Origin of the sequence: Isoalcanivorax indicus (assembly GCF_003259185.1) — a bacterium.
GTDB lineage: Bacteria > Pseudomonadota > Gammaproteobacteria > Pseudomonadales > Alcanivoracaceae > Isoalcanivorax > Isoalcanivorax indicus.
In genome coordinates, this window is sequence record NZ_QGMP01000002.1 from 215,360 (window position 1) to 236,276 (window position 20,917).

At 63.3% G+C, this 20,917-nt stretch carries 18 protein-coding genes; 14 read left to right on the forward strand and 4 right to left on the reverse strand.

Annotated features, from left to right (window positions below):
* Positions 1-13 precede the first annotated feature (13 nt).
* The 3 genes from recF to dnaA all read right to left on the reverse strand — a co-directional run bounded on the left by recF (position 14) and on the right by dnaA (position 3,724).
* The gene (recF, locus tag DKW65_RS12860) at positions 14-1,090 is read right to left on the reverse strand and encodes a DNA replication/repair protein RecF (protein ID WP_111657819.1); all 1,077 of its coding nucleotides are present in this window, start codon (positions 1,088-1,090) and stop codon (positions 14-16) included.
* A gap of 79 nt (positions 1,091-1,169) precedes the next feature.
* On the reverse strand, positions 1,170-2,270 hold the full coding sequence (dnaN, locus tag DKW65_RS12865) for a DNA polymerase III subunit beta (RefSeq protein WP_111657820.1): 1,101 nt from the start codon (positions 2,268-2,270) through the stop codon (positions 1,170-1,172).
* Positions 2,271-2,299: 29 nt separating this feature from the next.
* On the reverse strand, positions 2,300-3,724 hold the full coding sequence (dnaA, locus tag DKW65_RS12870; RefSeq protein WP_111657821.1) for a chromosomal replication initiator protein DnaA: 1,425 nt from the start codon (positions 3,722-3,724) through the stop codon (positions 2,300-2,302).
* Between the two features lie 494 nt (positions 3,725-4,218).
* Here dnaA and rpmH point away from each other — a divergent pair, with 494 nt between their 5' ends.
* The 4 genes from rpmH (at position 4,219) to mnmE (ending at position 8,071) form a co-directional block, all read left to right on the forward strand.
* Positions 4,219-4,353 carry a 50S ribosomal protein L34 gene (gene rpmH / locus DKW65_RS12875; protein ID WP_111657822.1) on the forward strand — a complete coding sequence of 45 codons (135 nt, stop codon included), beginning with the start codon at positions 4,219-4,221 and terminating at the stop codon, positions 4,351-4,353.
* A 56-nt stretch (positions 4,354-4,409) separates the two neighbouring features.
* Positions 4,410-4,772: a ribonuclease P protein component gene (rnpA, locus tag DKW65_RS12880; RefSeq protein ID WP_111657823.1), complete on the forward strand. Its 363-nt coding sequence runs from the start codon at positions 4,410-4,412 to the stop codon at positions 4,770-4,772.
* 41 nt (positions 4,773-4,813) lie between these two features.
* Positions 4,814-6,592: a membrane protein insertase YidC gene (gene yidC, locus DKW65_RS12885; RefSeq protein ID WP_111657824.1), complete on the forward strand. Its 1,779-nt coding sequence runs from the start codon at positions 4,814-4,816 to the stop codon at positions 6,590-6,592.
* Between the two features lie 87 nt (positions 6,593-6,679).
* Positions 6,680-8,071 carry a tRNA uridine-5-carboxymethylaminomethyl(34) synthesis GTPase MnmE gene (mnmE, locus tag DKW65_RS12890; RefSeq protein ID WP_111657825.1) on the forward strand — a complete coding sequence of 464 codons (1,392 nt, stop codon included), beginning with the start codon at positions 6,680-6,682 and terminating at the stop codon, positions 8,069-8,071.
* A 60-nt stretch (positions 8,072-8,131) separates the two neighbouring features.
* Here mnmE and DKW65_RS12895 read toward each other — a convergent pair whose 3' ends face one another.
* Positions 8,132-8,608: a peroxiredoxin gene (locus DKW65_RS12895; protein ID WP_111657826.1), complete on the reverse strand. Its 477-nt coding sequence runs from the start codon at positions 8,606-8,608 to the stop codon at positions 8,132-8,134.
* A 154-nt stretch (positions 8,609-8,762) separates the two neighbouring features.
* Here DKW65_RS12895 and DKW65_RS15930 point away from each other — a divergent pair, with 154 nt between their 5' ends.
* The 10 genes from DKW65_RS15930 (at position 8,763) to gdhA (ending at position 20,894) form a co-directional block, all read left to right on the forward strand.
* Positions 8,763-8,936: a hypothetical protein gene (locus tag DKW65_RS15930; RefSeq protein WP_162925865.1), complete on the forward strand. Its 174-nt coding sequence runs from the start codon at positions 8,763-8,765 to the stop codon at positions 8,934-8,936.
* Positions 8,937-8,952: 16 nt separating this feature from the next.
* Complete coding sequence (locus tag DKW65_RS12900) at positions 8,953-10,329, forward strand: class II fumarate hydratase (RefSeq protein ID WP_111657827.1); 1,377 nt, start codon at positions 8,953-8,955, stop codon at positions 10,327-10,329.
* A gap of 28 nt (positions 10,330-10,357) precedes the next feature.
* Positions 10,358-12,001, forward strand: a complete 1,644-nt coding sequence (locus tag DKW65_RS12905) for a fatty acid--CoA ligase (protein ID WP_111657828.1) — start codon at positions 10,358-10,360, stop codon at positions 11,999-12,001.
* 68 nt (positions 12,002-12,069) lie between these two features.
* Positions 12,070-13,410 carry a sensor histidine kinase gene (locus DKW65_RS12910; RefSeq protein WP_211315804.1) on the forward strand — a complete coding sequence of 447 codons (1,341 nt, stop codon included), beginning with the start codon at positions 12,070-12,072 and terminating at the stop codon, positions 13,408-13,410.
* Positions 13,407-14,333 carry a response regulator gene (locus tag DKW65_RS12915; protein WP_111657830.1) on the forward strand — a complete coding sequence of 309 codons (927 nt, stop codon included), beginning with the start codon at positions 13,407-13,409 and terminating at the stop codon, positions 14,331-14,333. The genes DKW65_RS12910 and DKW65_RS12915 overlap by 4 nt, the downstream gene beginning before the upstream one ends.
* Positions 14,334-14,385: 52 nt before the next feature.
* On the forward strand, positions 14,386-15,096 hold the full coding sequence (locus DKW65_RS12920) for a M48 family metallopeptidase (protein ID WP_245932512.1): 711 nt from the start codon (positions 14,386-14,388) through the stop codon (positions 15,094-15,096).
* Positions 15,097-15,163: 67 nt separating this feature from the next.
* Entirely contained in the window at positions 15,164-15,904 is a 741-nt protein-coding gene (locus DKW65_RS12925) for an ABC transporter ATP-binding protein (RefSeq protein ID WP_111657831.1), read from the forward strand.
* Positions 15,905-15,908: 4 nt separating this feature from the next.
* Positions 15,909-18,269, forward strand: coding sequence for an ABC transporter permease (locus DKW65_RS12930; protein ID WP_111657832.1), 2,361 nt, complete (start codon positions 15,909-15,911; stop codon positions 18,267-18,269).
* A 4-nt stretch (positions 18,270-18,273) separates the two neighbouring features.
* Positions 18,274-19,473 (forward strand): efflux RND transporter periplasmic adaptor subunit, encoded by a 1,200-nt coding sequence (locus tag DKW65_RS12935; RefSeq protein ID WP_111657833.1) that lies wholly within the window; start codon positions 18,274-18,276, stop codon positions 19,471-19,473.
* Between the two features lie 86 nt (positions 19,474-19,559).
* Positions 19,560-20,894 carry an NADP-specific glutamate dehydrogenase gene (gene gdhA, locus DKW65_RS12940; protein WP_211315805.1) on the forward strand — a complete coding sequence of 445 codons (1,335 nt, stop codon included), beginning with the start codon at positions 19,560-19,562 and terminating at the stop codon, positions 20,892-20,894.
* Positions 20,895-20,917: the final 23 nt, after the last annotated feature.

Genomic DNA, 20,917 nt, shown 5'->3' on the forward strand with positions numbered 1-20,917 from the left:
TTGTGTTTTAACCTCAGGGTGTCAGCACACCATGTTCCACGTGGAACATGTTTACATCCTGGTCATCAGCCAATCCGGGCAAAGCCTCCGCGGACAGCGCAGTTATGATCATCTGTTGATTCAGGGCTCGCAGCGCCTGCAGCACGGCGCCGCTGTGCATCTGATCCAGCTCCGAAGCCAGGTCGTCCACCAGAATGAGACAATGGCCGTCTCTGTCCTTCACCAGCAGGTTGAGCTGCGCCAACAGCAGCGCATAACCCAGTGTCTTGAGCTGGCCTCTGGAGAAGACATCCCGGACTGGCCCCGCGCTTGTCATCATGCGCAGTTCAGCCCGATGCGCCCCACGGGTGGTATGCCCGCGCTCCCGATCCTTCAGCAGATCAGCGTCCAGCAAGGCGAGAAGGTCTTCGCCCTCGGGCCACCCCGGGTACAACGTCAGACTCACCTCAGGCAGCTCTCCCATATGGGACAGCACCGATGCAAGATGGGGGCGGAGTGCTTCGAGGTAGCCACTTCTCAACTGATTGATTCTATCAGAACCCCGGGCAACTTGCTGGCTCCAGGGGGATATTTCACGGGACGCTGCACCCGTTCGCAACTGCCTGTTTCGCTGCTGCAGTGCTGAGTTCAGCGCCCGCCATTCCTGGAGGAAGGATTGTTCCACGTGGAACAATCCCCAATCCAGATACCGCCGTCTGGCGGACGACGGCCCCTCGACAATTTCGACAGTGCCCGGGTGGAACACCTGCACCGGCAGAAGACGCGCGAGCTCGCTGAGTCCCTTGAGATTGGCGCCATCCAGCTTGAGTCCGGAAAACGCCTGGCGGGTTCTGGACATGCCGAGCCGATGGCTGTTTCCTTTCTCGCCGGCCACCTCCGCAAAGAGCACCGTTTCCTGATCGCCCTCACGGACCAACCGCTGCAACCGGCTGCTGCGGAAACTCCGACCACTGCCCAGCAGGTAGATCGCTTCCAGCAAACTGCTCTTGCCGGAGCCATTATCGCCCACCAGCAGATTGATACGCGGACCGGGCCGAAACTCAGCATGCCGGTAATTGCGGAAAGCGGTCAGTACCAGACGCTGCAACATAGGCGGGAAAACAGGGCAGGGGGGGAAGGGGGGGAGGAGCGCCAGCGGGCACCTGACCGGCAGATGCCCGCTATGCGTCTCACAGCCTCATCGGCATGACGACGTAGAGCGTCGCAGCCACGTTCGGATCCGTCAGCACGGCGCTACTGTTGCTGTCCCCCAGCTGCACCTGCACCTCGGTGCCATGCAGGGTATTCAGCACATCGAGCAGGTAACTGACATTGAAGCCAATCTCCAGCTCACTGCCCTGATAATCCACGGACACCTCTTCCTCGGCTTCTTCCTGCTCAGGGTTGTTGGCCTGAAGGCGGAGGCTGGCGTCCGACAACTGGATGCGAACACCCCGGTATTTTTCATTGGACAGAATGGCCACGCGCCCCAGCGCCTGGCGCAGCGTCTCGCGATCGGCCAGCACTCTGCGCTGGCCCTCACGGGGCACCACCCGGTCATACTCCGGAAACTTGCCGTCCACCAGTTTGGAGGTAAAGGTGACATCACCAGCCACCACCCGGGCGTGGTTCTTGCCAATCACCAACCGCACCGGCTGGCTCAGATCACCGAGCAGACGCGCCAGCTCCATGATCCCCTTGCGCGGCACAATCACCTGGGTTTCGTCGGTGATGCCCTCGACCTCCGCGTCGGACATCGCCAGGCGGTGGCCATCGGTGGCCACCGCGCGCAGGCGACCCTTGCGCAGCTCCAGCAGCATGCCGTTGAGGTAGTAGCGCACGTCCTGCTGGGCCATGGAAAACGCTGTGCTGTCGATAAGCCGACGCAGCTGATCCGGTGCCACCTCCAGTACCGCACCGCCGATGTCTTCCTCCAGGTTCGGGAATTCCGAGGCGGGCAGGGTGGACAAGGTGAAGCGGCTGCGCCCCGAGCGCACAACCATGCGTTCACTCTCCACCTCGAAGCGGATGTCCGCTTCCGCGGGCAGGCTCTTGCAAATATCCAGCAGCTTGCGGGCCGGCACGGTGGTTTCGCCACCCTGCACCTCACCTTCAAGCGCCAGCCGCGCCACCAGCTCCAGCTCCAGGTCGGTCCCTGTAATGGCGAGCTGATTATCCGTGACCTCCATCAGCACGTTGGACAGCACCGGCAGGGTCTGGCGCCGCTCCACCACACCAGCCACCTGTTGCAGGGGCTTTAACAGCAGCTCTCGATTGATCGTGAATTTCATATAATTCCCCTACATTCCATATGGTTTTATCAGGAGGTCAGACTGCGCAACAGATTCTGGTAATCCTCTTCGATCTCGGTGCTGCCTTCGCGCAGCTCTTTCATCTTCCTGCAGGCATGCAACACCGTCGTGTGATCCCGACCGCCGAAGGCATCGCCAATCTCCGGCAAGCTGTGGCTGGTCAGTTCTTTCGACAAGGCCATGGCCATCTGCCGGGGCCGCGCCACAGACCGGCTGCGCCGCGGTGACAGCAGATCAGCGATCTTGATCTTGTAGTACTCCGCCACCGTGCGCTGGATATTGTCCACACTCACCTGGCGCGCCTGTATGGCCAGCAGGTCGCGCAGCGCCTCCTTGACCAGGCCGATGTCCAGGGGCGCCCCGGTGAAGCGCACATGGGCAATCACGCGCTTCAGGGCCCCCTCCAGCTCACGCACGTTGGAACGGATCCGCTGGGCGATGAAGAACGCGGCCTCGTTGGGCAACTCGATGCGGGCCTCTTCGGCTTTTTTCTTCAGGATCGCCACCCGGGTCTCGAGCTCCGGTGGTTCCATCGGCTGGGACAGGCCCCAGCCAAAGCGACTCTTGAGGCGCTCCTCCAGCCCGTCGATTTCCTTCGGAAACTTGTCACAGGTGAGGATGATCTGCTGGCCGTTCTCGAGCAAGGCGTTGAAGGTATGGAAGAACTCCTCCTGCGACTGTTCCTTGCCGGCAAAGAACTGAATGTCGTCGATCAGGAGTGCATCTACCGTACGATAGAAGCGTTTGAACTCATTGATGGTCTTGTTGCGCAGTGCAGAAATCATGTCCGCGACGAAGCGCTCACTGTGCAGGTAGACCACCTTGGCATTGGGATTGCGCTTGAGCAGCCCGTTGCCCACCGCATGCATCAGGTGGGTCTTGCCCAGGCCCACCCCTCCGTACAACAGCAGCGGGTTATAGCCGTGGGTACCCGGGTTCTCGGCCACCTGCTGGGCGGCCGCCGCCGCCATCCGGTTCGATTTGCCTTCAACGAAGTTATCGAACAGGAACGCGCTGTTCAGATTGCTGCGGTGCTTCGGGGCCGTGGCGGGCCCGCTGGAAGACGCTGATGCCGGCGCGCCGCCGGGGTCACGCACCATCCCCGGGGACCCGCTGATCGCTGACGGCATCTCCGGGGTGGCTACCGGCGCGGGGGCGGCGGTGGGCGCAGGGCGAGCAGGGCGGGAGGCACCGACTTTCATGTTCAGGCTCGGCACCGGGCCGGTCTGCAACTCGCCCAGCAGCTCGCCAATGCGGTCCAGGTACTTGTCCCGCACCCAATCGACAATGAATCGGTTGGGCGCGAACAGCACCAGCTCCGCACCGTCTGCGGAGGCCACCACCTGCAACGGACGGATCCACATGCTGTATTGCTGCGCGGGCAGCTCGTCTTCAAGACGAGCGAGACACCGGTTCCAGAGTTCTTCGGACACGTCCCTGCCTTTATTTGGGAAACTTGAATAGCAAAGCAGGCATTCTACTCCTTCATGGCCCCCGTTATCCACAGCCGCCAGGCCCCGATTCTGCTGTGGATAACCCTGGGCGTGACAGGGCGTGCAAACACGGTATAACCCTGTGGAGGGCGCGGTGGACTGTTTTCATCCCGGACTGCACACCGCTTGTCCCCAGCTACTGCAACGGACCCACACCGGGATACCAACCGTTTACACACAACCTAACTTAATGATATATATATACTTTACAAACATATCCACAGAAATCGCTTTGCCTATAACTAACAATTACTACTAAAAAGAAATTAAATATATAAAAGTAATAAACAAACCCGTCGCCGACTCCGTAGCGCCCTGTCCGACGACGCCAGAACCCTCATCGACACCTGCTTCATCGCGATTGACACGCCCGTTGGCCTCCCCTAGAATTGCCGCCCTTTCCAGACCAGCTTAGATCCCGTGGGGATGATGCAATGAAACGTACATTTCAACCGAGCAACCTGAAGCGCAAGCGCACCCACGGCTTCCGTGCCCGCATGGCCACCAAAAACGGCCGCGCTGTACTCGCCCGTCGTCGTGCCAAGGGCCGCAAGCGGCTGGCCGTCTGAGGCAGTCTGCCTTCCTGGTGCTGCTGCCTCGTCTTTCGTGATCGGGACAGCAGCCCATGATGTCTTTTGCGTTTCCCCGCAGTCTCCGACTGCTGACCCCTTCCGATTTTCAACGCGTATTCAACCAGACAGGTCTCAAGACTGGCGGCAAGCATCTGCTTTTCCTTGCCCGCGAAAATGGTCTTGAACAGCCTCGCCTGGGGTTGGTAATCGCTCGCAAACGTGTTCGCAGGGCCGTTGATCGTGCCCTGATCAAACGGCATCTGCGCGAGAGCTTCCGCCTGCGCCAGGCCGCCCTGGCCGGTCTTGATGTCGTGGTGCTGTTGCGCGCCAATCTGCGTGATCCCGATCCTCGGACGCTACGTCCCGAGATCGATGCCCTCTGGGACAAGCTGCTTGCCAAGCGCGAGCAGGCTTGAGACACTGCCCGCCGTTTTTCTCGCCGCCAGAACACCTGACTATGGAAATCCAGCGCGCTCTAATTCTCACCGCCATCGCCGTGGTGACCTATCTGATGATCCTTGCCTGGCAGGAAGATTACGGCCGGGTACCGGAGATGGACCAGACCACCGTAACCCGTGACGCCGACAGCGCCTTTCCTGGTGAACAGGATCTGGCCGCCGCAGAGGCGGGCAACGCCGGGGGCACTGCCACCAACGGCAACGGTGATGACGCCGTGCCTTCCGTCGAGGAAGCGCCCCGTGCCGCCGCCGTGGGTGACATCCCCGCCAGTGGCGAGCAGGCCCCCGCTGCCACCGACGAGCGCCTGATTTCCGTACGCACAGACATCATGGAACTGGAAATCGACCGACTGGGTGGGGATATCGTCCGCATCGCGCTCCTCGATTACCCCCGGCAGGTGGATACCCCGGATCAACCCTTTGTTCTGCTGGAGCGCTCGAGCGCCCGGACCTACGTGGCGCAGAGCGGCATTGTCGGCGCCAACGGCACCGACAGCGCGGAAGGCCGACCCACCTGGCAGGCCGAGCGGGCCGAGTACCGCCTGGGCGAGAACGATCAGGAACTCAATGTCGACCTGTATCTGCGCCAGGAAAATGGCGCCGAGATCATCAAGCGTTTCACCTTCGAGCGTGGCAGCTACCTGATCCGTCACTCCCATATTGTGCGTAACAACACCAACGATATCTGGCAGGGTGCCCTGTACGGCCAGATCAAGCGTGATGGCAGTGCCGACCCCGGCAAGCAGAGTGCCGGTTTCATCCCCATGCCCACCTACCTTGGCGGCGCCTACTGGACCAGTGACAAGCCCTACAACAAGCTGACCCTGTCCAACATGCGCGACGAGAACCTGCGCACCACACAGGAAGGTGGCTGGATAGCGATGATCCAGCATTATTTCCTGTCTGCCTGGGTCCCCGATCCGGCCGAACGACATACCTACAGCAGCGTCTATCGCCGCAGCCAGGACGAGTACATCCTGCGCTTCGTCTCGCCCACGACAACCGTGGCGCCGAACAGTGAGGGCGTGCTCTATACCGAGTTCTATGCGGGTCCGAAACTTCAGGATAACCTGCGGGCCATCAGCCCTGGTTTGCACATGACCGTGGACTACGGCTGGCTGTGGTTTATCGCCCAGCCGATCTTCGCGGTGCTGGTGTTCCTGCAGAGCGGCCAGATCACCCTGTTCGGCAACCAGTTTGATGTTGGTTTCGGCGTGGGCAACTGGGGTATCGCGATCATCCTGCTGACCCTGTTGATCAAGCTGGTGTTCTTCAAGCTGTCGGCCACCAGCTACCGTTCCATGGCCCGGATGCGCAAGGTAGCGCCCGAGATGCAGCGCATCCGCGAGCAGAACAAGAACGACCGCCAGAAGCAGTCCATGGAGCTGATGAAGCTCTACCAGAAAGAGAAGATCAACCCGCTGGGCGGCTGCTTGCCGATCCTGGTGCAGATGCCGGTGTTCATTGCCCTGTATTATGTGCTGCTGGAATCGGTGGAGCTGCGCCAGGCTCCGTTCTTCGGCTGGATCCAGGATCTGTCGATCATGGACCCCTGGTTCATCCTGCCGCTGTTGATGGGTGCCTCCATGTGGTTCCAGATGCGCCTGAACCCGACCCCGCCGGACCCGACCCAGGCCCAGGTGATGAAGTGGATGCCGATCATCTTCACGGTCTTCTTCCTCTGGTTCCCGGCCGGTCTGGTGCTGTACTGGCTGACCAACAACATTCTCTCGATCGCCCAGCAGTGGTTCATTACCCGCCGCATCGAGAACGAATGACCGCGATTCGCGCCGGCGCCCTTCGGGCGCCGGTGGCGGCGTTGCCTGATCCTCGCTTCACTCTGCCCCCTTCGGCATAATGCGCCGATGCAGATCGCCGGCACTCAAGCACCTCAGGACACCATTGTCGCCATCGCCACCGCCCCTGGTCGTGGTGGTATCGGCGTGCTGCGGCTCTCCGGCCCGCGCGCCCTGGACATTGCCCGGCAGCTATTGCGCCCCGACCTGACACTGCGCCCCCGCTATGCTCATTTCAGCGAATTCCATACGCCCGACGGCACCGTGATCGACGAAGGCCTGGCCCTTTATTTTCCGGGCCCGCGCTCCTTTACCGGCGAGGATGTGGTGGAGTTGCAGGGCCACGGCGGCCCCGTGCTGCTCGACCAGCTGGTGCAGACCTGCATCCACCATGGCGCCCGCCAGGCCCAGGCCGGCGAATTTTCCCTGCGCGCTTTCCTGAATGATCGTCTGGACCTGACCCAGGCCGAAGCGATTGCCGACCTGATCGACGCCGGTACCGCCAGCGCCGCCCGGGCTGCCGCCAACTCCCTGCGCGGCGCCTTCTCCCGCGCCGTGAACGATCTGGTGGAGCAGCTCATCCAGCTGCGCATCTATGTAGAAGCCGCCATCGACTTCCCGGAAGAGGAAATCGACTTTCTCAGCGACGGCCGCGTCGCCAACGACCTGATGGCCCTGATTCAGGCCACCGATGACGTGCTGGCCACCGCCCGCCGCGGCAGACTGCTGCGCGAAGGCATGACCCTGGTGATTGCCGGCCGCCCCAATGCGGGCAAGTCCTCGTTGCTCAATGCCCTGGCTGGCGACGATATCGCCATCGTCACCGACATCGCCGGCACCACCCGCGACCTGCTGCGCGAAACCATCCAGCTGGACGGCCTGCCCCTGAACATCATCGACACCGCCGGCCTGCGCGAATCCCCAGACCAGGTGGAACAGGAAGGCATGCGCCGCGCCTGGGCCGCCATCGAACAGGCCGACCGCATCCTGCTGGTGGTGGACAGCACCACCGTCAACGGCGCCGACCTGGATCACCTCGATGCCCTGCTGCCCGAAGGCCAGAAAACCCTGTCGGCCCTTGGCATCCCGGTCACCCTGGTACTGAACAAGGCCGACCTGTCCGGCCTGCCCCCCGGACCCCAGAACAGGGAAGATTGCCTCGCGATCTCTGCCAGCCACGGTGACGGCCTGCCTGCACTGCGCGAACACCTGAAACAGGCCGTGGGCTACCACAGCGACCAGGCCAGCCCCTACAGCGCCCGCCGCCGACACCTCACCGCCCTGGAGCAGGCACTGGACGCCATGCACCACGGCCAGCAACAGCTGCATGGCCAGGCGGCGGGGGAGTTACTGGCTGAAGACCTGCGCGCCGCGCAACGGGCACTGGAAGAGATCACCGGAGCCTTCAGCGCCGATGATCTGCTGGGGCGGATTTTTTCGTCGTTCTGTATAGGCAAGTGATCACAAGATCGTAAGCTGGGCTCCGCCCAGCCTACGAAAGAAAATAGGGTGCGTAAGGTGTTAGAGGTGTTTCAGCACTTCCTCGGCACTGCTCTTCTCCACACCCTTCTCGTCGACACCCAGATACTCCACCTTGCCGTCGTTGATCACCATGGCAAAGCGCTTGCTGCGCACGCCCATGCCGAAGCCGCTGGCGTCCAGGGTCAGGCCCAGGGCCTTGGCCAGTTCGCCGTTGCCGTCGGCCAGCATCAGGATCTTCTCGGCGTTCTGGCTCTCTTGCCAGGCGCCCATAACAAAGGCGTCGTTTACGGCCATGCAGGCGATGGTGTCCACACCCTTGGCCAGGATGTCATCGGCCTTGACCACAAAGCCCGGCATATGGGTATTGGAGCAGCCGGGGGTGAAGGCGCCGGGCACGGCGAACAGCACCACGCGCTTGCCGCTGACCACGTCCTTCAGGGCGATGTCTTCGGGGCCGTTGGCGCCGTTGGTTTTCAGCGTGATGTCGGGCAGAGTATCTCCGGTGGCAATGCTCATGGCGGTCTCCTTATGCATGGCAATATGTATCGAGTGAGACCGCATCAGACCATGATTTGCCCCCGCTGTTCAAACAGCTTTTCCACAGGTTTTACGGTTTCACACGCCTTTCACACAAGGCTGTACACAGAGTTATCCACAGGGATTGCCGTTGATGGGCGAGATACTGCCATTCAAGAAACCGAAGGCGCCCCGCAAGGGTATGTGCCAGCATGGCTTCCACAAGTGGGAGGTGTGCAAGGCGAAGCAGTTTGATGTGAAACAGGGCCGCCTGGTCACCGTATACCGCTGTGCGCGCTGCGGCAAAGAGAAAGTAACCGCTCACTGACATCAGGAGGTGGAGCATGGCCGGACACCGGGTTGAACGGGATTCCATGGGCGAGATGACGCTGCCGGAATCCGCACTGTGGGGCGCCCAGACGCAGCGGGCTGTGGAAAACTTTCCGGTCCACGGGCCGCTGCCACCGGGATTTATCCACGCCGTGGCGTGGATCAAGGCCAGCGCCGCCGCTGCCAACCGTCAACTGGGTCTGCTCGACCCTGAACGGGCCGACGCCATCATCGGGGCGGCGCGCGGCATCATCGCCGGGGAGCACGATAACCAGTTCCCGGTGGACATCTTCCAGACCGGCTCCGGCACCAGCACCAACATGAACGTCAACGAGGTGATCAGCCATCTGTGCGCGCAGCAGGGCGCGGCGGTGCACCCCAACGACCATGTGAACCTGGGCCAGAGCAGTAACGACACGATTCCGACGGCCATCCATCTGAGTGCGGTGCAGGCGGTGACCGGGCAGCTGTTGCCGGCACTGCAACACCTGGACGCCGCCCTGGCCGCGCGCCAGAAAGAACTGGATCAGGTGGTGAAAACCGGCCGCACCCATCTGATGGACGCCATGCCGGTAACGCTGGGGCAGGAAATCGGCGGCTGGCGCAGCCAACTGGCGTTTGCGGTGCAGGGTTTGCGCCAGGCGCGGGACGGGTTGCTGGCGATTCCCCAGGGCGGCACGGCCGTGGGCAACGGCGTTAACACCCATCCGGACTTTGCGGCGATCTTTGCCCGCGACCTGAGCGAGTGCACAGGCCACAACTTCGAGCCCATGGACACGGCCTTTGCCGGTCAGAGCGCCATCGACCGGCCGCTGGCGCTGTCGGCAGCGCTGCGTGGCTATGCGGTGGTGCTGATGAAACTGGCCAACGATCTGCGCTGGATGAACAGCGGGCCCATTGATGGCCTGGCCGAAATACAGTTGCCCGCCGTGCAGCCGGGCTCCTCCATCATGCCGGGCAAGGTCAACCCGGTGATCTGCGAATCGGCCTGCATGGTGTCGGCGCAGGTCATGGGCCTGGACCAGGCGAACACCATTGCCGCCCAGAGCGGCAGCTTCCAGCTCAATGTGATGCTGCCGCTGGTGGCGGCAAATCTGCTCGACATGACCGGGATGCTGGCCAATGTCAGTCGTATCATGGCGGACCGCGCCATTGCCGGGTTCACCGTGAACCACGATCGCCTGGCGGCGGCGGTCGGCCGTAATCCGATTCTGGTCACGGCGCTGAACCCGGTCATCGGGTATGAAAAGGCCGCCGAGATTGCCAAGCAGGCCTATGCCTCCGGGCGTGCCGTGCTGGATGTGGCGGCGGACATGACGGATCTCTCCCGTGAGGAACTGGCCCGTTATCTTGACCCGGAGCGGCTCACCCGAGGTGGGCTGCAGGATTAACTGGTATCACAACAACATGGAGTCTTGCATGACAGCGAAGATCATCGAACGTACCCCGTCAGCTGTGGACCAGCCACTGGTTATCGGCAGCATTCTGGCGGCGGGCGTTCGCAATGCCCCGGATCAGGAAATCGTATACGCCGACAAGAAGCGCATGAGCTATCGCGAATTCGGGGAGCGCATTCATCGTCTGGCCGGCGCCCTGACGAAAGCTGGGGTCAAACCGGGCGATACCGTCGCGGTGATGGACTGGGACAGCCACCGCTATCTGGAATGTTTCTTCGGCATTCCGATGATGGGCGCCATCCTGCACACGGTGAATGTGCGCCTGTCGCCGGAGCAGATTCTCTACACCATCAATCATGCGGAAGATGACGTGATTCTGGTGAACCGGGAATTCCTGCCGTTGCTGGAGGCCATTCAGGATCGCATCGAAACGGTCAAGACATTCATTCTGCTGGATGATGGTGAAGGCCCGCAGGACACCGCCCTGACGATTCACGGTGAATACGAAGCGCTGCTGGCCGATGCGGCGCCGGAATTCGATTTCCCCGAGCTGGACGAAAACACCCGCGCCACGACCTTCTACACCACGGGCACCACCGGCCTGCCGAAGGGCGTGTATTTCAGCCACCGGCAACTGGTCCTGCACACCTTTGCCGCGCGCGCGGCCATGACCGGCGACGGGCATGGTCGTTTCAATCAGCGCGATGTGTATATGCCGATCACGCCGATGTTCCATGTGCATGCCTGGGGCGTGCCGTTCCTGGCTGTGTTGCTGGGTGTGAAGCAGGTGTATCCGGGTCGGTATCTGCCGGAGGTGCTGCTCAAGCTGCTGGTCACGGAAAAAGTGACCTTCTCCCACTGCGTGCCGACCATCATGCAGATGCTGCTGGCCTCGGAAGCGGTGAAGAAAGTTGATCTGTCGAACTGGAAAGTCATTATCGGCGGTTCGGCCCTGCCGAAGCCGATGGCGAAAGCCGCACTGGACATGGGCATTGATATCTACACCGGCTACGGCATGAGCGAGACCTGCCCGCTGCTGACTCTGAGCTACCTGATGCCGCATATGGAAGACTGGGATCTGGATCGCCAGGCGGAAGTGCGCAGCCGCACCGGGCGCCCCGTGCCCATGGTCACCTTGCGCATTGTCGATGAAGACATGAACGACGTGCCGCATGACGGCAAGAGCCAGGGCGAAGTCGTGGTGCGCGCACCATGGCTGACGCAAGGCTATCTGAAAGACAAGGAAAACTCCGAGCAACTGTGGCGCGGCGGCTGGCTGCACACCGGCGACATCGGCGTGATGGACAGCGACGGCTACCTGAAGATTACCGACCGTATCAAGGACGTGATCAAGACCGGTGGCGAGTGGATTTCATCGCTGGATCTGGAAGGCCTGGTGCTGCAGCATTCCGCCGTGGCCGAGTGTGCCGTCATCGGTATCCCTGACGCCAAGTGGGGCGAACGTCCGCTGGCGCTGGTGGTGAAAAAGCCGGGTGCCGAGGTGGAAGAAGCCGCTATTCGGGACCTGGTGGCGGAATACGCGGACAAGGGCGTGATCTCGAAATACGGTGTGCCGGAACATATCCGCTTTGTCAGCGAACTGCCGCGTACCAGTGTGGGCAAGTTGGACAAGAAGGCCATGCGGGCCGAGCACGGTGAGGGATAAGCCAGCGCGGGTAATACCTCTGTCATAACCCTGCGTCACCCTGTCACCGTTTGGTGGTGGGGTGACACATGGCAGCAGTACGTAAAACACGCATCAGTGATCTGACTATGCGCGTGCATCCGATCCCGCCGGGGATGCGGGTGGCGGATGTGGCGGATCTGTTTCTGGCCGACGCCTGTCGCGACCTGCTGTGTTTGCCGGTGGTGCAGGATGGCCGGCCGCTGGGCGTGATCTCGCGTTACGCCATCATGCGTATCTTCCTGCGCCAGTATGGTCGCGAGATTTTCGGCCAGCGCCCGATCGAACGCTTCATGAACAGCGCCCCCCTGATGGTCGATATCGACGCCGACGTGGAAGCGGCCAGTGCCTGGGTGCGCCAGCACATGGTGCTGCCGGTGACCGAGGATTTCATCATTGTCGAGCAGGGCCACTACCGTGGCATGGGCATGGTGACGTCGCTGCTGGAACTGATGGAGCACCATGTCGCCCTGCGTGGTCGCGCGCTGGCGCGGGCCAACGCCAGTCTCAAGGCATCGCAGGCGCATCTGGTGCAGTCGGAAAAAATGGCGTCCCTCGGCCAGATGGTGGCCGGCGTTGCCCACGAGATCAACACGCCGCTGGGCTATGTGCGCAGCAACGTGGAGCTGGCCCGGGATTTTGTCTCGCAGACCAGCAGCGCCCTGGTCGCCAGCCGCAACCTGATTCATTGCCTGCTGGACGAGCGCGCGTCCGACGAGGAAATCAGCGGCCATCTGATGACCGCAGCCGAAGAAACGGAATCGGTATCGCAAAGCGGTATTCTGGAAGAAGTCTCGCCGCTGTTTGATGACACCTTGCACGGCCTGGAACAGATCAGCGATCTGGTGGTTAACCTGCGTAATTTCAGTCGCCTGGATCGCGCCCGTGTGGATCATGTCAACCTGAACGAAAGCCTGGACAGCGCCCTCACCATCGGCCGCAACCTGATCAAGCACAAGGCGGAGGTCATCTGTGATTACGGTGACCTACCGAGCGTGGAATGCGCCGCGTCTCAGATCAACCAGGTGTTCCTGAATATTCTCACCAACGCCGCCCAGGCGATCGCGGATTACGGACGTATCACGGTGCGCACCCGGGCCCTGGCGGACACTGACCAGGTGGAGGTGCGTATCCGCGATAACGGTTGCGGTATGCCCGAAGCGGTGCGCGCCCGCATCTTCGACCCGTTCTTTACCACCAAGCCGGTAGGGCAGGGCACCGGCTTGGGCCTGTCGATTTCCTACCAGATTATCGAGCAGCACCGGGGCAGCATCGACGTGGTCTCGACACCGGGGGAGGGCACCGAGTTTGTGCTGTGCCTGCCGTGTCGCCAGACCGCTTCAGCAGCGCAGAACCCGGTGCTGGCCGAGGCCGCCGGGAGTGAAGCATGAACGCGAAACCGACGTTGTTGTTCGTCGATGATGAAGAACGGATCCTGCGTACTCTGGTGCTGGCCTTTCGGGTCCGTTATCGGGTGCTGTCGGCCAGCAGTGGTGAGGAAGCGATGGCGCTGTTACGCGAGCATCAGGTGGATGTGGTGATCAGTGATCAGCGCATGCCGCAGATGACCGGGGTGGAAGTACTGCGCGCGGCGCGCGAGATGGCACCCCAGGCGATGCGCATTTTGCTGACCGGCTATGCTGAACTGGCGAGCATTGTCGGCTCCATCAACGAAGGGGAAATTTTCCGCTACGTGCAGAAGCCCTGGCGTCTTGAGGAACTGCGCGACACCATCGCTGAAGCCGTGGAGATAGCCCGCGCTGCGCGTGATGCCGCCGTACCCGTGAGCGCTGCGCCGGTCAGCGCGCCGCCATCCCGGCCGGGCGGCATCATGGTGCTGGACAGCACCCCGGCGCTGTTCGATCTGATTCGTCAGGCCCATCCGGCACATCATGTCGAGACGGCGGACACCCTGGATACGGCGCTGGAGCGCATGGCGCAGCACCCGCCTGCGGTGCTGGTGACGGACCTGCACTTGCCGGAAGGGGATATCAGTGATGCCCTGCGTCTGCTCAAGGCGCAGCAGCCCGAGCTGGTCGTGGTGGTGGTGACGGCGTTCCGTGATACTGGCCACCTGATCCGCCTGATCAACCAGGCCCAGGTCTACCGCGTGCTGCCGCGGCCGGTCAGCCGGAACATGTTGCTGCGCAGCCTCGACAGCGCCCTGACGCATCATGACCTGTTGCGTGAACGGCCAGCGCTGTTGCGCCGCCATGCGGTGCAGGCCACCCCGGAGCCCACCCAGCACAGTGATATCCAGCAACGGGTGCGTGGCTACCTGGATCGGCTGCGCGGGCGCACCAGCCCCGCCTGACAGCTTGCGCGAAAGCACGTAGCATGGCGGCAGTTGTTCGCGACAGGCCGCCATGACAGACGCCCATTCCTTGCCCGAATACAGGCTGATTCGCAGTGATCGACGTTCGCTGGAACTGCGAGTGCTGCCCGATCAGCGTCTGGAGATCCGGGCGCCCCGCCGCACGGCGCAATCGGATATCGATGCTTTTTTGCGCAGCCGCTTGCCGTGGCTGGCGCGCACACGCGACCGTCTGGCCGAGCGGCCCGCGCCGCTGACCTTGCCGCTGGTGCACGGCGCCCGCCATCCGCTCCTGGGGCAGCCCGTGCAGTTGCATATCCAGGTCGGCGCCCGGCGTCCTCCCGTATTGCAGGATGATCGACTGCATATCCAGCTGCCTGCACCGACCCCTGATGCGATTGCCAGCGTGCTGGATGGCTGGTACCGAGCTCAGGCGCGAAGCGCTTTCAATGCCGAGATTGACCGCCAGTTTCCGTTCTTTGCTGCACGCGGCCACGCCCGCCCGACGTTACGCATCAAGCGCATGAAAAGCCGCTGGGGCTCCCTGTCCTCGCGCGGCTATATCAATCTCAATCTGGCCCTGATCCAGCTGCCCCGTTCCTGCCTGGAATACGTGGTGGCCCATGAACTCTGCCATCTGGAACACATGGACCACGGCCCCGGCTTTCACCGGCTGATGGATCAGCGCCTGCCGGACTGGCGGGCGCGCAAGACGCTGCTCAACCGGCTGCCGCTGATTACCCATGCTGATGATCCATCCTGATTAAACTTGATCTGGCGCAACGCGCAGGGATGTACCCTGATGCAGGGTAAAGGCCGGGAGAGTAGCGATGGTTGGCACGGTGGACAGGGCAGCAGATCCCGACAAGACAGTGGTTTTTCGCACCCGGGGGGTCACCCGGGTGTTTGGCGATGGCCCGGCAAAGGTCCAGGCCCTGCGCGGCGTGGACATGGACCTGTATGCCGGCGAATTCGTGGTGTTGCTGGGCGCCTCCGGCAGCGGCAAGTCGACCCTGCTGAATATTCTCGGCGGGCTCGATACGGCCACCGAGGGCGAGGTCTGGTACCGCGACCAGAATCTCAGCCAGGCCAACGAGCGGGCACTGACCCGTTTTCGACGCCACCATGTCGGCTTCGTCTTCCAGTTCTACAACCTGATCCCCAGCCTGACCGCGCGCGAAAATGTGGCCATCGTCACCGAGATCGCCGACGCGCCCATGACCCCGGAAGAAGCGCTGGAGCTGGTGGGCCTGGCGCCGCGCATGGATCATTTCCCGTCCCAGCTTTCCGGTGGCGAACAGCAGCGGGTGGCCATTGCCCGGGCCATCGCCAAGAACCCGGCCGTGTTGCTGTGCGACGAGCCCACGGGCGCGCTGGATTCAAAGACCGGCATTCGTGTGCTGGAGGTGTTGCAGGACATCAATCAACGCCTGGGCACCACCACGGCGGTGATTACCCACAATGCGGTGATTGCCGACATGGCGGACCGCATGATCCGGCTCACCGATGGCCGGGTCAGCGAGGTGCACGAGAATACCCGCCGACTCAGCCCCGCCGAACTGCACTGGTAGCCCCGTGCGCACCCTGCATATCAAGCTGCGCCGGAACCTGTGGACGCTGCGCGAGCAGGGGCTGGCGATTGCCCTGGTGATTGCCGCCGGGGTGGCCACCTTTGTCATGTCGCTGGCAACCCTGGATTCCCTGCGGCTGACCCAGCAGAGCGTTTATGCCAGCCAGCATTTCGCCAGCGTCTTTGCCGAGCTCAAGCGCGCCCCGGAGGTGACGGCGGACCGCTTGGCAGAGATTCCCGGCGTCGCCCAGGTGGCGACCCGGGTGCAGGCGCCGGTCACGGTGCGCGTGGCGGACTTCCCCGATCCGGTGACCGGGCTGATGATCTCGGTGCCGGATGGCCGCCAACCGGCGCTGAATCGCCTGTTCCTGCGCGCCGGGCAATGGCCGGAGGCTGGCCGCGATGATGAGGTGCTGCTGGCGGAGGCCTTTGCCGACGCCCACGGTCTGGTGGTGGGGGATCGCCTCGCGGTGGTCATCAATGGCCGCTACCAGCGGCTGCGTATCAGCGGCATCGCCCTGTCGCCGGAATACATCTACCAGATTCGCCCCGGCGAGCTGTTTCCGGATTTCGAACGCTTCGCCGTCATGTGGATGAATCGCAGCGCGCTTGGCGCGGCCTTTGGCATGGAGGGCGCCTTCAACAGTGTGGTGCTCAGCCTGGCCCCGGGGCAGGGCGCCGCGAGTGTTATCGAGCAGGTGGATGCCTTGCTGGCGCCCTGGGGCGGGCTTGGCGCCCATGATCGCGAAGACCAGATTTCGCACCGTTATCTTGAGGACGAGCTGCAACAGTTGTCCGCCATGGCCCGCTTCATTCCGCTGGTGCTGATCGGCGTCGCCGCCTTTCTGCTCAATGTGGTGGCGGCGCGGCTGATCCGCACCCAGCGCGAGCAGATTGCCGTGCTCAAGGCGTTCGGCTACGACAGCCGCACCGTGGCGCTGCACTACCTGATGCTGGTGATGGTGGTCGTGTTGCTGGGCAGTGTGGCCGGTGTGCTGCTGGGCGTCTGGCTGGCCTCGGGCCTGGCCAGTCTGTATCAGGATTTCTTTCGCTTCCCGTGGCTGGAATTCCGGCTGCGGCCGTCGGTGGCGGTGGCCGCCGTGCTGATTGCCGGGGGCGCTACCGTGCTGGGGACGTTCAGTGCCGTGCGCGCCGCATTGAAGCTGCCGCCGGCGGAGGCCATGCGCCCGGCGCCACCGGCGCGCTATCGGCGCACCGTGATCGAAAGGCTTGGCCTGCAGCGGTTGTCGCAACCCAGCCGCATGATTCTGCGCAATCTGGAACGGCAGCCGGTCAAGGCCGGGCTGTCCATGCTGGGTATCGCCTTTGCGGTGTCGATCCTGATGCTGACCGGTTTTTCCCGGGGCGCCATCAACCACATGGTGGATGTGCAGTACCGCCTGGCGCAGAAACAGGACGTGACCGTGATCTTCAACGAGCCGGTGTCCTGGCGTGCCGTGCATGAGCTGCGCAGCCTGCCCGGCGTGCAGCATGCCGAAGCGTTTCGCGTGGTGCCGGGCATCCTGCGCAACGGCCACCGCAGCTATCGCGGCGCCGTGCACGGCTATCGGGCGGACAGCGCGCTGTTTCATGTCCTGGATCGTGACCTGCAACCCCTGGTTTTGCCGGAGGAAGGCGCGGTCATCACCGATCATCTGGCGCGGCTGCTGGATATCCGCCCGGGCGACACCCTGTATGTGTCCGTGCAGGAAGGCCGTCGCCCGACCCTCGCCATTCCGGTGGCCGGGCTGGTGACCGAGTACATCGGGGTGGGGGTCTATATGCAGCAGCCTGCGCTGGAGCGTTTGTTGCGCGAAGGCGGCTCTGCCAGTGGCGCCTTTCTGGCCGTGGACCCCACGTACCTGGCGGCGCTGCAGCAGGCGCTGGAAGACCGGCCCACCGTGGCGGCCATCAGTCTGCGGGAAACGCTGATCCGCGCCTTTCGCGATCTGATGGAAGACAACATCCTGCTGTTCACGCTGTTCAGCCTGTTCCTGGCGGGGACCATTGCCTTTGCCGTGGTCTACAACAATGCGCGCATCGCCTTTGCCGAGCGCAACCGGGAACTGGCGAGCCTGCGCGTGCTCGGTTTCACGCGCGCGGAAATTACCTTCATTCTGCTTGGCGAACTGGTGCTGCTGACCCTGCTTGCCCTGCCGTTGGGCTTTGCCCTGGGCGCGGGCCTGTGTGCCCTGATGACCATCGCCATGCAGACGGACCTGTACCGCATCCCGCTGGTGCTGACCCCGGCCACCTACGCCTGGGCCGCCGCCGTGGTGCTGGGCGCCACCCTGTTATCGTCACTGATGATCGGCCGGCTGTTGCGCCGCCTGGATATGGTGACGGCATTGAAAGGCATGGAGTGACACGATGAAAAAAATCAACAAGAGCACCCGTCGCACGCTGCTGCTGGCAGCACTGGCTGTGGCGATTGTCGCCGGCCTGCTGCTCGGCTTCCGGGAGCCACCGGCGCTGGTGGATACCGCCGAGGCGCACCGCGATACGTTCCGGGTCACGGTGGAAGAGGAGGGGCGCACCCGGCTGGCGGATCGCTATGAGGTGTCCGCGCCGGTCAGTGGCCACCTGAGTCGCGTGCGGCTGGAGCCGGGCGACACGGTGCAGCGTGGCGACCCCTTGTTCCTCGTGCAGCCGCTGTATTCCGCGCCGCTGGATGCGCGCAGCCGCGCCCAGGCGGAGGCCAGCCTGGGCCGGGCCGAAGCCATGCTGGCGGTGACCCGCAGCCATGTGGAGGCAGAAGAGGCGCGCGCCGAACTGGCCCGCAAGGAACTCGAGCGCGTGCGTCCCCTGGCCCGCGCCGGGCACCTGTCCGCCGAGGTGCTGGATCGCGCTGAAACCGAAGTCCGCCGAGCGGACGCCGCGCTGCGCTCCACCCGCTTTGCCGTCGATGTGGCGCGCCATGAACGGGACAATGCCCGTGCCACCCTGGCGGTCAGTGGCGGTGCCGACGACGTCGCGCCCCTGACCGTACGCGCGCCCCTGGATGCGACGGTGCTGCGGCGCCCGCGACAGAGCGAAGGCGCGGTCCAGGCGGGCGAACCGGTCATGGTGCTGGGTGATCTGAACAGCCTGGAAGTGGAAGTTGATGTGCTGTCCCGCGATGCCGTGCGCATTCGCCCGGGCATGCCAGTGCTGCTGACGCGCTGGGGCGGCGACGGTGAACTCGCGGGCACCGTTCGGCGTGTGGAGCCCGCCGGCTTCACCCGGGTGTCCGCACTGGGCGTCGAAGAGCAACGCGTCTGGGTGCTGGTGGATATCGACCTCGACCATGCGCTGTCCGCGGGCCTGGGGGACGGCTACCGGGTGGAGGCGGCATTTCTGCTGCGGCACAGCGACGACGTGCTGCAGATTCCGGTCAGCGCGGTGTTCCGCGATGACACCGGCTGGGCGACCTATGTGGCCGATAACGGCCGCGCGCGCCTGCGTCGCCTGGACATCGGTGAGCGCAGCGGGCTGCGTGCCGAAGTGACGGCGGGCCTGGAGGCGGGGGAGCGCGTCATTCTGCATCCCGGGCAGGATATTCACGAGGGGCGCCGTCTTCGCACGCGCTGAGTTTGCCTTGCCCCGCAGCAGGTGAAACCGCCATCATGCCCTCATATTTTTCTGACACCGCATACCTCACAGGATAGATGCGCACCATGCAGACTCTTCACGATTTTCTGGATCGCCTGACCCACAGAGATCCCCACGAAAAGGAATTTCACCAGGCCGTAGGCACCGTCTTCACCAGCCTGTGGCCCTATATCGAACAGCACGATGTGTATGTGAAGCAGGCGCTGCTGGAACGCATGACCGAGCCCGAGCGGGTCATCATGTTCCGCGTGCCCTGGACCGACGACAAGGGCCAGGTCCACGTCAACCGGGGCTATCGCGTGCAGATGAACAGCGCCATCGGCCCTTACAAGGGCGGCCTGCGTTTCCACCCCAGCGTCAATCTGGGCGTGCTCAAGTTTCTCGCCTTTGAACAGACCTTCAAGAACGCCCTGACCACCCTGCCCATGGGCGGCGGCAAGGGCGGCGCCGATTTCAACCCGCGCGGCCGCAGCGATGACGAAGTAATGCGCTTTTGCCAGTCGTTCATGAATGAGCTCTATCGCCACATCGGCCCCGATCTGGATGTCCCGGCGGGCGATATCGGCGTTGGCGCCCGCGAGGTCGGCTACCTGTTCGGTCAGTACAAGCGCCTGAAGAACGAATTCACCGGCGTCTTTACCGGCAAAGGCTACAGCTGGGGCGGCAGCCTGCTGCGCCCGGAAGCCACCGGCTACGGGCTGGTCTACTTTCTGGAAGAAATGCTGCGCGCCCGCGCCTGTGGCACCGAAGGCCAGCGCATTGCCATCTCCGGCTCCGGCAATGTTGCCCAGTTCGCGGCGAAGATCCTCATCGTCCAGGGCGCCAAAGTGGTCACCCTGTCCGACTCCGGCGGCACGGTGCATAACCCTGACGGCTTCACCCGCGAGCAGTGGGACTACCTCAGCGACCTGAAGAACAACCGCCGCGGCCGTATCACCGAACTCGCCGAGGAATACTCACTCGATTACGCCGAGGGCAAGACGCCCTGGCACTTCCCCTGCGACATCGCCTTGCCGTGTGCCACCCAGAACGAGCTCGATGAAAAGGCTGCCCACACCCTGATCAACAACGGCTGCTTCGCCGTGGCCGAAGGCTCGAATATGGGCTGTACGCCGCAGGCAGTAAAAACCTTCCGCGACGCGAAAATCCTCTACGCGCCCAGCAAGGCCGCCAACGCCGGCGGCGTCTCCGTGTCCGGTCTGGAAATGAGCCAGAACGCCCTGCGCATCCACTGGAGCGAGGGCGAAGTCGACGAAAAGCTGCACAGCATCATGCACGCCATCCACACCAGTTGCTGCCAGCACGGCCGCGACGGCGACCACATCGACTATGTCCGCGGCGCCAACGTCGCCGGCTTCCTGAAAGTGGCCGACGCCATGCTGGCTCAGGGCGTGGTGTAGGCTGACGGCGAACGCTTGCCTCA

Excerpts from the sequence above, each read along its gene's own strand:
- recF (WP_111657819.1), bottom strand. The coding sequence starts at position 1,090 with ATGTTGCAGCGTCTGGTACTGACCGCTTTCCGCAATTACCGGCATGCT.
- dnaN (WP_111657820.1), bottom strand. The coding sequence starts at position 2,270 with ATGAAATTCACGATCAATCGAGAGCTGCTGTTAAAGCCCCTGCAACAG.
- rpmH (WP_111657822.1), top strand. The coding sequence starts at position 4,219 with ATGAAACGTACATTTCAACCGAGCAACCTGAAGCGCAAGCGCACCCAC.
- rnpA (WP_111657823.1), top strand. The coding sequence starts at position 4,410 with ATGATGTCTTTTGCGTTTCCCCGCAGTCTCCGACTGCTGACCCCTTCC.
- yidC (WP_111657824.1), top strand. The coding sequence starts at position 4,814 with ATGGAAATCCAGCGCGCTCTAATTCTCACCGCCATCGCCGTGGTGACC.
- mnmE (WP_111657825.1), top strand. The coding sequence starts at position 6,680 with ATGCAGATCGCCGGCACTCAAGCACCTCAGGACACCATTGTCGCCATC.
- DKW65_RS12895 (WP_111657826.1), bottom strand. The coding sequence starts at position 8,608 with ATGAGCATTGCCACCGGAGATACTCTGCCCGACATCACGCTGAAAACC.
- DKW65_RS15930 (WP_162925865.1), top strand. The coding sequence starts at position 8,763 with ATGGGCGAGATACTGCCATTCAAGAAACCGAAGGCGCCCCGCAAGGGT.
- DKW65_RS12900 (WP_111657827.1), top strand. The coding sequence starts at position 8,953 with ATGGCCGGACACCGGGTTGAACGGGATTCCATGGGCGAGATGACGCTG.
- DKW65_RS12905 (WP_111657828.1), top strand. The coding sequence starts at position 10,358 with ATGACAGCGAAGATCATCGAACGTACCCCGTCAGCTGTGGACCAGCCA.
- DKW65_RS12910 (WP_211315804.1), top strand. The coding sequence starts at position 12,070 with ATGGCAGCAGTACGTAAAACACGCATCAGTGATCTGACTATGCGCGTG.
- DKW65_RS12915 (WP_111657830.1), top strand. The coding sequence starts at position 13,407 with ATGAACGCGAAACCGACGTTGTTGTTCGTCGATGATGAAGAACGGATC.
- DKW65_RS12920 (WP_245932512.1), top strand. The coding sequence starts at position 14,386 with ATGACAGACGCCCATTCCTTGCCCGAATACAGGCTGATTCGCAGTGAT.
- DKW65_RS12925 (WP_111657831.1), top strand. The coding sequence starts at position 15,164 with ATGGTTGGCACGGTGGACAGGGCAGCAGATCCCGACAAGACAGTGGTT.
- DKW65_RS12935 (WP_111657833.1), top strand. The coding sequence starts at position 18,274 with ATGAAAAAAATCAACAAGAGCACCCGTCGCACGCTGCTGCTGGCAGCA.
- gdhA (WP_211315805.1), top strand. The coding sequence starts at position 19,560 with ATGCAGACTCTTCACGATTTTCTGGATCGCCTGACCCACAGAGATCCC.